Source organism: Lactobacillus juensis (assembly GCF_036246285.1).
Taxonomy (GTDB): domain Bacteria; phylum Bacillota; class Bacilli; order Lactobacillales; family Lactobacillaceae; genus Lactobacillus; species Lactobacillus juensis.
Genome location: NZ_BTTS01000002.1, coordinates 464,362 through 479,007 on the forward strand (window position 1 = coordinate 464,362; position 14,646 = coordinate 479,007).

Below are 14,646 nucleotides of genomic sequence, written 5' to 3' on the forward strand. Positions count from 1 at the left end.
TAAATAGACACATCCTAATCGGTGTGCTTTTTTGTTGTCCAAATATCTAGTTAACTAATTGCACCAGAAATAATGGATAACCTTGACTTTTGCTTATTCTGTTGTCGTGCTTGAATATTGGTTGAGAACGATTACATCTAGAAAGAGGCTAAGTAATGCTAGAGCAATTAAAAAAAGAAGTATATGAAGCCAACATGCAGTTACCCCGGTTGGGTTTGGTTACTTTTACTTGGGGCAATGTTTCTGGTATTGACCGCAAGCAGGGATTATTTGTTATTAAGCCTTCAGGAGTTGAATACGACAAATTAACACCTGCGGATATGGTAGTAGTCGATTTAGCCGGTAAGGTAGTTGAAGGCAAGCTGAATCCATCAAGTGACACTCCAACTCATACCTATTTATATAACCACTTTTCCAAAATTGGTGGCATTGTTCATACTCATTCACCGTGGGCAGTAGCTTTTGCGGCAGCAAAAATGGACATACCGGCACTCAATACTACCCATGCCGATACCTTCTACACTGATGTTCCAGCAGCTGATGCACTGAACAAAGAAGAAATTGCAGCAGACTATGAAGGAAACACAGGAAAAACAATCGTGCGTACATTTAAAGAACGCCATTTAGATTATGAAGCAACTCCTGCTGCGTTGGTTAGTCAGCATGGGCCGTTTTGCTGGGGAACAACGCCTGACAAGGCAGTATATAATGCCAAAGTTTTAGAAGTTGTCGCAGAGGAAGATTATCACACTTTGCAGTTGACAAGAAAAAATTGCGAACTGCCACAATACCTGCTTGATAAACATTATTACAGGAAGCATGGGGCTAATGCTTACTATGGTCAGACTAGTGCGAAATCTTTTTCTCACAATTAAAAATTACCGAATAAAGGAGGTGAATAAATGGAACTTTTACTTCCAGAATTAGTTTTTGCACATGTCAAAGTAAATACAGCTGATGAAGTACTTCATTTTCTGGCAAATAAGCTGCAAGTTAACGGTAAGGTTAAAAATACTTTTGAAAATGCAGTTATGCAAAGGGAAAGAATTCATCCGACAGGTTTGCCCAGTGGCAAAATTGCTGTGGCAATTCCTCATACAGATGTACAGTACGTTAATGAAGCAGCAATAGCTTTTGCTACTTTGGATCAGCCAGTACCATTTCACAATATGGCTGAAACTAAGAAAAGCTTGGATGTTCAGATTGTTGTGATGCTGGCATTAAAAGACCCGCACAGTCAAGTTAAGATGTTGCAAAAGTTAATGACATTATTTCAAAATCAAAAGCTTTTAAGTGATTTGCAAAAGCTGACTGATAGTCAGGAACTTTTTCAAATTGTTTCTAAGCATATTTAAAAATAAAGAGAGGGAGTTATTATGAAACCTGTTATTGATTTCATTATGTATATAGTTGGTTTAGGTCCAACAGTCCTAATTCCAATTATTATGTTAATCTTTGGTTTGTGCGTGCGAGTGCCGTTTACCAAAGCATTGCGTGGTGGCCTAATGGTTGGAATTGGCTTTATCGGTTTAAATGCTACAGTTTCAATCTTGACTGATGTTATGAATCCGGCAATTAAAAACATGATTCAAGTAATGCATCTGAATTTACAAGTAATTGACGTTGGCTGGCCTTCAGCTTCAGCAATTGCTTATGGTACTGCAGTCGGAGTCAGTATGATTCCTTTAGGAATAGCAATTAATGTTTTGATGTTGGTTACAAAAACAACGTCAACTATTGACGTTGATATTTGGGACTTTTGGCATTTCGCGTTTAGTGGCTCTTTAGTATATGCTTTAACCAAAGACATTGTACTCAGCTTGTTTTTAGCAAGTGTGAACATGATCGTAATTATGGTTACTGCTGACAGAACTGCACCACTTTCGGAAAAATATCTAGGATTACCAGGAATTTCTATTCCTCACGGTTACGCTGGTTCATTTGTACCAGTAGCAATTGTTTTTAACTGGATTATTGATAAAATCCCTGGCGTCAATAAAATTCATATGGATGCCAAAGACTTTAACAAAAAGTTCGGTTCTTGGGGTGAACCAACACTTTTAGGCTTTGCTATTGGTATTATTATTGGAATTTTGGCATATGGCTTCATTCCGGGGATGACTATCGCCACTAAACTGGGTAAAATCATGTTAATGGGCGTTACTCTTTCTGCCGTGATGATTATTACACCAAAAATGGCAGCTTTATTATTACAAGGAGTTGTACCAGTTTCAAACGCCATTCAGGCATTTACTCAAAAGAAATTTTCAGGTAAAAGAAAAATTTATATCGGAATGGATACAGCTGTCGGTATCGGTAGTCCAGTAGTTTTGGCTTGTGCTACGCTAATGATTCCTGTTGCTCTATTGTTTGCGTTTATTTTACCTGGGAACCAATTCCTGCCAACTATTGGTTTAGTAGGTTTTGTTTTTATGTTTCCATTAATAGTTTCAGTTACTCACGGTGACTTTTTCAGATCATTTATTATTGGTGCCATTAATGTCGTCATTGGTTTGTGGATTGGTACTAATTTGGCACCACTTATTACCAAATGTGCTCGTGCTGCTCATTTTGCTATACCAAAAGGTTCGTCATTGATTTCAAGTATTGATTATGGTTCCAACCCATATCCCTGGTTGATAGTTCAAGTTGCCCCTTATAAGATTGCAGCTTATGCAATTGGCATTATTCTGATCGTAGGACTTTGCTGGTGGAACAGGAAAAAGATTATCGCTGAAGAAAATCAGATGGCAGCAAATACCAAAGAAAAATAATTGTTTAAGCAAGGAGAAAAATAATGAAAAAAATTTTAGTTGCTTGCGGTGCAGGCGTTGTTACTAGCACTACCGCTATGAATAAATTACAGGAAGAATTAAGCAATCGCGGCATTTCAACTGATGAATATTCTTTAGGACAATCGTCAGTTGCACAGATTGAGTCTTTAGCACCTGAATATGATTTAGTTATTACTACTACTCAATATGATAATGACGCTGTTAAAATCCCAGTTATTAATGGCCTGCCACTTCTAACTAATATAGGAATTGATAATGTTATTGATGAAGTAGTTGATAAATTAGGTCTTTAACTTTTTTGCGGTGAATTGCTATGTTACTAAATTTAAAGGGTGATTAACATGGCAACAAGTGATTATGCCATGACGCCGGCTAGCAGGCTTTTTAAATACTTACTTCAAGCACCGGATTTTGTGAGTTTAAAAGAGATTCTGGAAACGTTTAAGATTTCGCGCCGAACAGCTTTTAATTGGTTAAAAACCATCAATAATACGCTAATACAGAACCATCTTGATGAAGTAATTAATGTGCCACGTTACGGATATAAGATAACCGATAAGGCCAAAAAAAGTATAATAGCTGGTTCTAATATAGGTGATTTAACGTCAGCTCATAATTTGGAAGTACCTTTGGATGCTTTAGACCGTCGGACTGTAATTGTTTTATTGCTGATAGATCAGAATAAATATCTTTCAATTAACAAATTGGCACAAAAATTCAATTGCTCTCGTAATACAATTATTAAGGACTTTAAAGCAGTTAATAAATATTTCCCAAGACTAAAAATTGTTAGCTCACACCTAGGACATAAAATAAATTGCAGTGAGTCAGCTATTCGCATTACTATTTATGAATTATTGATGCAGCATAATAAATTGGTTTATAAGTATATAGAACGCTTGAATTTTCCGGTATCTAAATCTAGAGAGCTAGTTGAGGATATTCAGCAAAATCTCCAAATGAATTTTTCTGAAAATTCTGTTCAACAACTGGCTTATCTTTTGGTATTTATTTATTCAAGAATTAAAAATGATCGTTATGTTAAAACTATAGCTGATTACGATTGGATAGCTAACAATACAACTAATGTTTTAGCTAACTGTAAATATCTGCTCTATCTTCTTACAAGTAAAAAAATCACTGAAGGTGAAGTGGTCTTTTTAAGTAAAATAGTTTTATGCTCGCAAGCCACTGAAGTCAACTGTGTAAATGATTCTTTATATCAGGACTTAGATCAAATAGCTCAGGAAATAATTTTTCGCTATGAGCAATTAACAGAACAAAAAATTTCTTACAAATTGTTTACTAAAGTTTTATGTAACCATTTATATGCTACATTTTTTAGAGTTAAATTTGACATACCATTTTCTTCTAGTGAAGTTAATGAAATTAAGCGTCAATATCCAGAATTGGTTAAGTTTACTGCAATTGCCTGTGCACCTTTAGAGCAATATTTACAAAAAAGATTACCTAGTGAAGAAGTAGCACTAATATGTCTTTATTTTGGTTCAGTTAATACTAAGGGATATCAAGATATATCAAACAAGGATAAAATAAAAAGGGCTTCACTGGCTGAAGTTTTGGTTGTTTGCACAAGTGGAATTGGCACATCAGCAATGCTTTATCATGAACTCAGTAAAATGTATCCTTTAATTAAATTTTCGCTGCCACTTGAAATTCGAGATTTACCACTGATTTTTAAACATGAATATCAAGCAAAATTAATTATTAGTACTGCTATATTGCCGGAAAAGATTTATCCAATTCCGGTTATCAAAGTTAAAGCAGTCTTAACTAAGCATGATGAGAGTATTATCGAAAATTTTTTCCGTCAAAAAGTTCCGCAGAAAATTGAACATAATAAAAGTACAGTAAGCAATCTTTTATCAATTATTAACGAATATGCAGATGTGAAAGACGTTAACGGTTTACGGTTAAGTCTTGATAAGTTTATTTCACCGGCAATTAATGAAAATAATCAACTTGGCTTACCAACTTTAGGCAATTTATTACCTGCTGATAGAATTAAATTTGTTCATAATAATACTTTAAATTGGCAGGAAGTTTTAAAAATGGGCTGTCAATTACTGGAAAAAAATAATATAGTCGATAATGATTATTTTGGAAAGATTGTTAAGTTGATTAAGCAGTATGGACCATATATGCTTATTTCCAATGACATTTTTTTGGCTCATGCTGCGCCAAGCAATAGTAATAAAAAAGTAGGACTATCGTTAATTTTATTGGATAAGCCTCTTAGTATCCAAATTCGCCAGCAAAAAGCTACCATCGTTTGTATGTTTATCTTGTCACCAGGACAAAAAAGAGAACATGAAAGAGCTTTAGAACAATTAGTTGATATAGTTAGAAATCCGGATAATGTTAAGCATTTGCTTACCGCTCATAGTCCGCAAGAGGTTCGTAAGTTACTTTTGTCAATTTAGATTACTTATATTATTCACCTGCTACTCAGGATAAGCGACTACATAATAAGTGGTCGCTTTTTTATTTGGCAGATAGAAAAAAAGGTGTATAATTCAATCTATTAAGGTACCTAACTAAATTTTGAAATGGAGAGAATTAAAATGGCACAAACGTTAAACTACCAATCTAATCAAAAGGTACAAAAAAATCGCTGGTGGATATTAGTTGCTGTGGGACTTTTTACATTCATGTCAACTTTAGACGGTACAATAGTTAATATTGCTTTGCCAGTGATCAGTAAGGACTTACACATCCCCATGAGTCAATCTGAATGGGTGGTATCGCTTTATTTGATTGTAGTCTGCAGCTTTATTTTATTTTTTGGCAAATTAAGTGACACTTACGGCAAAATAAAGGTTTTTCGCCTAGGAGCTATATTCTTTATTGCCGGATCGCTTTTATCAGGAATTAGAATTAATCTAATATTTTTATTGCTGGCCAGGGCACTGCAGGCTTTTGGTGCTGCCATGACCATGGCTACTAATAATGGAATCATTACTGAAATTTTTCCGGCTACTGAAAGAGGAAAGGCATTAGGTACAATCGGCTCTTTTGTTGCTTTGGGTTCCATTGCCGGTCCCGGACTTGGTGGCTTAATTTTAAGTCACCTTTCCTGGTCTTATATTTTTTGGTTAAATGTTCCTGTTGGCCTGATAGCTGCAATAATTGGGGCTATATTCCTGCCTAAGGACATTACTTTTACTAAATCTGCTTTAGATAAAGCCGGCTCCTTCAGCTTTGCTTTAGGTATGATTACTTTGTTTGGAGGGATCTTTTTAGGACAGCAGCTTGGCTTTAGTTCTTTACCGGTTTTATTAATGTTGCTAGTGGGTCTGGTCAGTTTTATCTGGTTTGTTTACGTTGAAAATCATGTAGCAAACCCATTATTGCAATTTAAATTATTCAAAAATCCTGATTTTTCAGTTAGTCTGCTTTGTGCATTATTAATTTTTATTACTAACTTTTTCTTTAATGTGGTCACTCCTTTTTATTTGGAAAATGCCCGTCACTTGTCACCGGGGAAAACCGGTTTAATTTTAATGATATTACCTGTAGTTCAATTATTTGCTGCCCCGGTTGCAGGTTCTATATCTGATAAAATCGGTCCTAAGTTGATTACTTTTATTGGTCTGGTGTTATTGTTAATCAGTCAGATTGGTTATACATTATGCAACTTGAACTCACCTTTGTGGCTGTTCATAATTAGTATTGCAATTATGGGATTGGGCAGTGGCATATTCAGTTCCCCAAACAATTCTTTAGTTATGAGTTCAGTCGCACAAAAAGATTTAGGCATTGCAGGCAGTATTAATTCCCTTTCTCGTAATCTTGGAATGGTCATTGGTATATCAAGTGCTACGACGGTATTATTTGCGGCAATGAGCAACGCAAAAGGGGCAAGAGTCACGGCTTATCTACCTAAGCAACCTGAAATTTTTATTTATGGTATGCATGTGGTCTTTATTATTTCAATGATAATTTGTTTAATTACCGTTCTTCTGAGTGGATGGAGACTATTTAAAAATAATAAATAATTAAATATAAAAAAGTGTTGCAAATTGATATGACTCCAAATTTTTTAGATTTTGTAGTTATCTCAAAAATTATAAAATCCAACTCTTTTTTATTTTAAAAAATAATTTTTTAATAATTATTTCTTCTTTTTGGCAATTTGGGTATATTATGATAGAAGGAAAGAGCAAAACGAGGAGGTTTAGGATGAACCATAAAGTTGTGACGTATCCAGCTATTTTTAAGCCACTGGAAAATGATATATATGTAATTAGTTTCCCTGATGTTAAAGGTGGAATAACTGAAGGGCAGGGCTTGCGTGAGTCAATGAAAATGGCAGCTGACACTCTTGCCAGTCGCCTTTATAATAAAGCAGTATTACCCAAGGTCAGCAAGGTTAGTGATATTGAATTGCCAGATGATGGCTCATTTGTTGCACCAGTTTCTGCAGACCTAACCGAAGCTTCGCGTGATCGCATTAATTACGAAATATAATATATAAAAAAAGCACCCCAATTTCTTGGGATGCCCTTTTTATTAACTTGTTCCAAAAACTTTATTATAATTCTCGGGAACAAGTTAATTATAATATATCTAAATAAATTTTGCTAATAAATTTGGCTTCTTTTGGTAAAAATGCTTTAAAATAAACTTTAAATTAAAATGCTATCCAAAAAGCACATTATTATATCATGTTTTGAAAATTTAAGTATAATTTTTCAATAATTTGATTGAAATAAAAAGTTGAAATTGCAAATAATTTTGTATTCTGATCAAATTGACAATAACACTATTTGAGTGCTATTTTTGAAAGAGAAAAAGTTTGGGAGTAAATTATGCAAACAATTGAAAGTTCTGTTTTGCGCGTGGCGGTTTCTGAAAAGGGTGCCAGGTTAGTTAACTTGATTGCCCTGAATAGTCAAATTGATTATTTGAAAGATGTTGACGCGCAAAAAGCATTAGAAGTTATTTTTAGAGGAGCTGACCTAGAGGAAAATCTAGCAGATATCCTGCCCTGGACAGTTGTAGACAAGGGAGATTCACGTGTTAGTTTGGCTTTGATTGATGATAATTCGAGTTATAAAAAGTTCCCGTTTCATTTTGAAGCTGTATTAACATACGCGTTAGAAGGAAATGGAATTGGCATAAAATTTTATCTGAAAAATAATTCTCATAAAGATATGCCTTTTTCAGTTAAATTCGTGATACCAGTTTTTTCGGGTTGGAAAGTGAATACTAATGCTAACGAAATTGTATTAAGCAAAGATAAAAGCAATTTAACTATAGCTTCTGCTAACTTTACGTTAACGGCTGAGAACGACCAGATTAGTGCTGCATATGATGCAGCTACGCTGGCTAGTGACAGTGACGAAGATTTAAGATTAACCCTAGCCTTGAATTAAATAAATTAATGATTTTAATAAGATACAATAGGCAAACCGGCAGTGGCTTGTTTTTTTTGCTATAATGTACTCATTGTAATTAAAATTTGGGTAAGTAAAAGTTATGGATCACAACGATAATCATCCGGATAAAAGTCGGGTTGAATTACATGCAAAAGATTACCATAAAAAAAGGCGTGTTTTAGCGTGGTTATTATGTTTTATTGCGTTTTTGGCTGTGGCAGTCTGTGTGTATTCAGCATATATTTATTTTCGCACAAAAGATACAGTAGATAGTGCATACGATGCTAAAAACGGTGTGCAGATTAAAAATGGTGAATTCAACGGTAAGAAAAAATTTGCAGTGCTGTTAATGGGTAGCGATACTGGAGCACTTGACCGTAAAGACAAGATAGGCAACACCGATACCATTATTATTGCTGTTGTTAATCCACAAAAGAAGCGCTATACCTTAATGTCGGTTCCGCGAGACACTATGGCTCAAATGGTCGGTGCTGACCAATTTCAAGTTAAAAAAATAAATGCAGCTTATCCCATTGGTGGGGCTGCCATGTCGATGAAAAGCGTGTCCAAGTTAGTCAATGTACCAATTAAGTACTATGTTTTAGTAAATATGAAGGGCATTATGCGCCTCATCCGTGATGTTGGTGGTATTAATATTAGGCCTACTTTGAGCTTTGAATATGGTGGTTATATTTTTAAGAAAAATCAGCTGACTCACATGGGTGGTGGTGGTGCTTTGGCATATTCACGAATGCGTTATGATGATCCAGAAGGTGATTATGGTCGTCAAAAGCGCCAACGTCAAGTGATTACTACTATCATAAAGAAATCAGTTTCAATTAATACTTTAACGCGCATTGATTCAGTATTGTCGTCAGTTTCGGGGAATCTTAAAACTAATTTACCCTTTGATGCATTGCGTCAGATCGCCTTCAATTATCGTGATTCTACTAAAAACGTAAAAAATGATTATCTTCATGGACACAATGCCACAATAGATGGCTCTTCTTATCAGGTGCAATCTACTAAAGAATTACAACGAGTATCAGATTACTTACGAGCAGAACTTGGTTTATCTGAAGCAGCTGTAAATAATAATGAAACTTATCAGAATAAGCGTAATAAAATTGATGGCTTCAGTTTTAAAAACCCTGATAGCCAAGAATATCACATATATGAGGACTATCAAGATCAAAGTTACCAGGAAGAAGGTGACTATTGATAATGCGTTTGTGGTCAATCATTATTGGATATGGGTTTGGCTGCCTTCTTACTGCGGTTTTGATTTGTCGCTTTGCCTTGCATCAAGATCCTACAAAGGTGGGTTCAGGTAATCCGGGAACTGCAAATGTCGGAGCTGTGTTTGGTAAAAAATGGGGTATATTAACTTGTATTGGCGATATACTAAAAACTCTTATTTGCCTTTTAATAGTACACTGTTTTTTCTCAGATAATATTGCTTTGCTTTATGCAGGCTTGGGCTTAATGCTAGGCCACTGCTTTCCTTTTTGGGAACATTTTCATGGTGGTAAGGGTGTAACGGTCGCTGTGATAGTAGCAGCGCTATATGATACGCCGCTAGCCGCAGTAACTTTGTTAATTGCCTTTTTCCTGTTGATAATATTACAAAATTTGACGGTTCCACCAATAATTTTTATAATATTGTTCAGTTTATATGAATTTTTAACAACTAAGGAAGCCGGAATTGTATTATTGATTATGACGATGGTTATGGTCTATAAATTTAGATATGATCTTCGTGACTTTTTTGCCGGAAAGGCAAAAAGGGTGGATGTTTTATACTCAATTAAGAAAAAGTTGGGTATTAAGCGTGATAATTAATAGCATCATTTTTAGTGAGGAAAATAACTAGAAATATGAATAAAAATAAAAAATCTTTAAAAGCCATCCAGATAATCTGTCTGCTGGTAGCAACTCTGTTCATGCTGGTCCAAATGTTCAACTTGAAGGGAATTGCTGCTAGAGCACACTTTTCATTTGTCCGTTTTATGCCAAATATGTTGCATAATGCGACTTTAATGATTATTCCCATGATATTTGGTGCTGTTTACAGTAAGAAAAAACAAAGTGTTAGCGAAAGTTTTAAATACTGGTTATTAGCCAGTGTGACCTTAATCGTCTATTACATTTTATTTTTCTTTATAGTTCCTGCTCGTTTTAATATGTGGCGTGTATGGGGGATGCTGTTTCCGATCATTACCAGTACATCTGTTTTGTTTTCTGGTTTGATTTTCTGTTTGTTAATTCAGCCACATTTGTATGACTTTTTGCATAAATTGACAATTAAGCAAAATCTCCTGGTGTTGAGTTTATTAACCCTACTCGGTTTTGCTTTAAGTGCTGGCAACCTGTCATTTCAATATTCGCTATATGGTCTTTACTTGGTTTTGTTCTTTGCTTGGGGCATGTTTTTAGCTAATGTCCATATTGGCAAAAAATTGTTAACTCTATCTTTAATTAGTGGTTTTCTTTCCTTCTTCATTGTGATAATCGGTGTTTCTGGGTTCGATGCTGTTTACTGGTCACAAATTATTTCCGGTAACGGAGGTGGTGATTGGAACAGGGAGTTCTTAAACAATCCTTCGTCTCCATTCATGTTTTTACTGGTAGTAGCTGTTTTCTTGTTATTTAAAAAAGTTATTATGACTTTTAATAAAAAACAGATGCGTTTCTTTATTCCAGTAATTATGATTATGGATTCGCCAATTTCACCAAGATTTATGAGAGCATTCCATTTTACTGGCTCATCAATGATTAATAAGTTGATAATGCTTATTATTATGTTGCTAATTGTGATTGCTTGGTATCAGTTACTTGAGCGCTATTTATTCCAAATCAATCCGTTTGCGAAAATAATTAATTATTTAGATAACGAACCTAATTTAGCTAAGGTATGCGAAAAAGTATGGGCAGTCTTTACTAAGTTTGTAGTTACTAACAGGGTTAATTTGCTTACTTGGGCTTGGTTTTATATTCTAAGTTTTGGTTCTTTCCTAATTGAATCTGATAACTTAAGAATTCAAATTAGTACTGCTTCTACAATTAATGCGATAGTTTATCTTCTGGGCACCAAGTTTTTTGCCATGATTTTGACTACCATCTTCTTAGATGCGCTATTCTCTGTCTTTTACTTTGTAACCACTCGTTATTGGACTTCGAACATTTTAGTCAGCATAATCGCGATTGGTTGGGCTGTTGCCAATAAGATTAAGCTCTTACTTCGTGGTGAACCAATTTATCCAACTGAAATCAGCGAAATTGTCAATTGGAAAACCTTAATTCCAATGATCGGTAAGACTACTGTCATTGTAATTTTAATTGCACTTATTGTAGTTATTGCGCTTGATATTTTCTTAGAGTTAAAATTCCCTGTTAAAAAGCGCGGATCATGGAAGAGACGTGGTATTTGGGCACTTTTAAGCTTATTATTATTTGTCACACCTTTGCGCTTTAACCATGACGGTGGTGTTATCTATCATATTAATCGCGGCTTTGATAATAAACAAAGGTTCCGTAATCCAGAGCGTGATATCCAGGTAAATGGTCCTGTACTTAATTTCTTGAATTATATTGATTTGCAAATTATGGATCAGCCTGAAGGATATTCGGAAACAAGTATCAAGCAGTTAAACAATAAATATGAAAAAGTTGCTGCCAAGATAAATAAGAAGCGAAAGAATACTCTTAAAGATCAAACTATTGTCTTTAATTTGAGTGAAAGTTTTGTTGATCCAAGTACTTTCCCTACTTTTAGGCTTGACCGTGATGTTCCAAATCCAGTTAAATTTATTCAATCAATGAAGTCCCGTTCGACATACGGCAACATGCTTAGTGCTGGTTATGGCGGTGGTACTGCCAACATGGAATGGGAAACTTTAACTGGATTAAACATGGGAATGTTTAAATCTACCTTGACGCCTTACGTTCAAGTGGTACCTAATTATGATTTCTATCCTACAATAGGGATGAATTTTGATTATAAATCTGCAGTCCACCCGTTTATTGGAACGTATTACTCCAGACAAGAAGACTATCATAGGTTTAAATTTGACAAGTTTATCTTTTTGGGTTCGAAATATAAGATTATTGACCAAAAGAAATTAGGAAAGAGTGGTTATAACTCAGACTTTACGACTTACGCAAATGGTCTAAAAGAAATCAATTCACGTAACGGTGGTCAATTTATTAACCTGATTTCAATTCAAAATCACATGCCATATAATAATTGGTATCCAAATAATGAATATATGGGCAAGATTTCGGGAGAATTATTTAAGTCTCCTGCTGTCCGCGATCAGATGGCCACTTATGTCAAAGGCACGCAATATACTGATCAAGCTGTGAAACAATTCATCAAGCAGATAGATAAGATTAAAAAGCCAATTACCTTGGTCTTTTACGGTGATCACTACCCAAGCATTCTTTCTCAAAGTTATACTGCCAAATATCCAGTTCAAATGCACTCGACGCGTTACTTTATCTATTCGAACAAGTATGCACGGCAACACGGTGCTAAAACAAGACTGCCACGCAAGGCTAATAATTTCGTCAGCTCAAGTGACTTTATTGCAATGATGTTGGAACAGACAGATTCGAAAGTTACTCCTTACCAGGCTCTGTTGACTGAAGTTCATAAGAAATTACCGGCAATAACAATCAACTTTAAAGGCGATAAAGGCTTTGAGTTAATTGGACGCCAAGGACAAGTAATAGAACCGAAATACTTGACTAAGAAACAGCAGGAAGTTTTAGCCGATTATGAGGCTATTCAATATGACATGACAGCTGGGAAGGCCTATGGCTTAAAGATTAAAGGCTTTTATAAGTAACAAAATTGTATTGACTTATTAAGAAAAAATGAGTATTATCATTTATAACAAATTTAAGTAGCAGCTTGATTCAGCGTTCAGAGAACTAGCGGTTAGTGTGAGCTAGACAGGTCAAGGGTAGCGAAATACAAGTTGGGTGGTTCCCGTAAAGACCGTCATTAAGGCACTTGTCGTTAAAGTGCGAACGTGGGTGGTACCACGGCTGAAAAAGTATTTAGTCGTCCCTAGATTCCTAAACGAATCTAGGGACTTTTTTATTGGAGGAAGAAAGATGGCAAATTTTAATATTTTAGCAGACTTAAAATGGCGTGGAGCGATTAACCAGCAGACTGATGAAGCTGGACTGACCAAATATTTACAAGATCACGACAACTTAGCTCTTTATTGCGGCACTGATCCTACTGGTGATTCACTACATATCGGGCATCTTATTCCTTTCATGATTTTGAAAAGATTTCAACTGGCTGGATATCACCCTGTAATTGTGATTGGGGGCGGTACAGGAACAATTGGTGACCCGTCTGGACGTAAGTCAGAGAGAGTACTCCTTAGTGCAGAAAAATTGCATGAAAACGAAGTGGCTCTGACTAAGCAAATGGAAAAATTATTTGGGACTGATAACTTTCAAATTGTTAATAATGCCGAGTGGCTTGATAAATTAAGTTTAATTGAATTCTTGCGTGAATATGGCAAGCACTTCCAAGTTAATAACATGATCAATAAAGACGTTGTTGCCAGTCGCTTAGAAAATGGTATTTCCTTTACCGAGTTTTCTTACCAGATTTTACAGGCCATTGATTTCTACCAGTTAAATAAAAATTATGGCGTTCAAATGCAAATTGGTGGTAGTGATCAATGGGGCAACATCACAGCCGGGATTGATTTGATTCATAAATTGATGGGATCAGATAGGCAGGCTTTTGGCTTAACCATCCCATTAATGTTGAAAGCTGACGGTACCAAGTTTGGTAAATCTGCTGGTGGAGCTGTTTGGCTTGATCCAGAAAAAACCAGCCCTTATGAATTTTATCAATTCTGGATCAATCAGGATGATCGTGACGTTGTTAAGTACTTGAAGTACTTTACTTTTCTTAGTCATGAAGAAATCGATGATTTGGCGGAGCAAGTAAAAGCTGAACCGTGGAAGCGGACAGCGCAAAAGACGCTCGCTAGAGAAGTAACAAAATTCGTTCACGGAGAAGCAGGCTTAAAAGAAGCAGAAATGATTACAGATGCTTTGTTTTCCGGAGATATTAAAAATCTGTCAGTTAAGCAGATTAAGCAGGGTTTAAAGAGTGCACCTGCAGCTGAATCAACATCTCAGAACAAAAATATTGTAGACTTCTTGGTTGACACCAAAATCGAACCCTCTAAGCGCCAGGCTCGAGAAGATGTTACCAATGGAGCAATTTATGTGAATGGTGACCGCCAGCAGTCAGTAGATTTTGAAGTTGATCCTTCTAAGGCATTTGATGGTAAATATGTCATTATTCGCAAAGGTAAAAGAAAATATACTTTAGTTACAATTAAAGATTAGTCTAAAACAGTCTGTTGCAAAGATAGCAACAGACTATTTTTAGTTGTAAATTATAAAGTGTA

General features: G+C 35.4%; 12 protein-coding genes. All 12 read left to right on the top strand.

Going from position 1 to position 14,646, the window contains the following annotated elements:
* Positions 1–155: 155 nt before the first annotated feature.
* A complete protein-coding gene (locus tag AAA926_RS06320; RefSeq protein ID WP_338212144.1) occupies positions 156–875 on the top strand; it encodes an L-ribulose-5-phosphate 4-epimerase in 720 nt (239 codons plus the stop codon).
* Positions 876–902: 27 nt separating this feature from the next.
* Positions 903–1,355, top strand: a complete 453-nt coding sequence (locus AAA926_RS06325; protein ID WP_338212145.1) for a PTS sugar transporter subunit IIA — start codon at positions 903–905, stop codon at positions 1,353–1,355.
* Between the two features lie 21 nt (positions 1,356–1,376).
* Positions 1,377–2,774: a PTS galactitol transporter subunit IIC gene (locus AAA926_RS06330; protein ID WP_265893055.1), complete on the top strand. Its 1,398-nt coding sequence runs from the start codon at positions 1,377–1,379 to the stop codon at positions 2,772–2,774.
* Positions 2,775–2,797: 23 nt separating this feature from the next.
* A complete protein-coding gene (locus tag AAA926_RS06335; protein WP_265893056.1) occupies positions 2,798–3,088 on the top strand; it encodes a PTS sugar transporter subunit IIB in 291 nt (96 codons plus the stop codon).
* 48 nt (positions 3,089–3,136) lie between these two features.
* Positions 3,137–5,239 carry a BglG family transcription antiterminator gene (locus AAA926_RS06340; RefSeq protein WP_338212146.1) on the top strand — a complete coding sequence of 701 codons (2,103 nt, stop codon included), beginning with the start codon at positions 3,137–3,139 and terminating at the stop codon, positions 5,237–5,239.
* Between the two features lie 141 nt (positions 5,240–5,380).
* On the top strand, positions 5,381–6,814 hold the full coding sequence (locus AAA926_RS06345; RefSeq protein WP_338212147.1) for an MFS transporter: 1,434 nt from the start codon (positions 5,381–5,383) through the stop codon (positions 6,812–6,814).
* Between the two features lie 184 nt (positions 6,815–6,998).
* Complete coding sequence (locus AAA926_RS06350) at positions 6,999–7,286, top strand: type II toxin-antitoxin system HicB family antitoxin (protein ID WP_187153967.1); 288 nt, start codon at positions 6,999–7,001, stop codon at positions 7,284–7,286.
* Between the two features lie 341 nt (positions 7,287–7,627).
* Positions 7,628–8,194, top strand: coding sequence for an aldose epimerase family protein (locus tag AAA926_RS06355; protein ID WP_265893059.1), 567 nt, complete (start codon positions 7,628–7,630; stop codon positions 8,192–8,194).
* 103 nt (positions 8,195–8,297) lie between these two features.
* Entirely contained in the window at positions 8,298–9,419 is a 1,122-nt protein-coding gene (locus AAA926_RS06360) for an LCP family glycopolymer transferase (protein ID WP_265893060.1), read from the top strand.
* On the top strand, positions 9,419–10,039 hold the full coding sequence (locus AAA926_RS06365) for a glycerol-3-phosphate acyltransferase (protein ID WP_198180077.1): 621 nt from the start codon (positions 9,419–9,421) through the stop codon (positions 10,037–10,039). Before AAA926_RS06360 ends, AAA926_RS06365 begins: the two co-directional genes overlap by 1 nt.
* Before the next feature lie 35 nt (positions 10,040–10,074).
* The gene (locus AAA926_RS06370) at positions 10,075–13,047 is read left to right on the top strand and encodes an LTA synthase family protein (protein WP_338212148.1); all 2,973 of its coding nucleotides are present in this window, start codon (positions 10,075–10,077) and stop codon (positions 13,045–13,047) included.
* Positions 13,048–13,318: 271 nt separating this feature from the next.
* Complete coding sequence (gene tyrS / locus AAA926_RS06375; RefSeq protein WP_338212149.1) at positions 13,319–14,584, top strand: tyrosine--tRNA ligase; 1,266 nt, start codon at positions 13,319–13,321, stop codon at positions 14,582–14,584.
* Positions 14,585–14,646 lie beyond the last annotated feature (62 nt).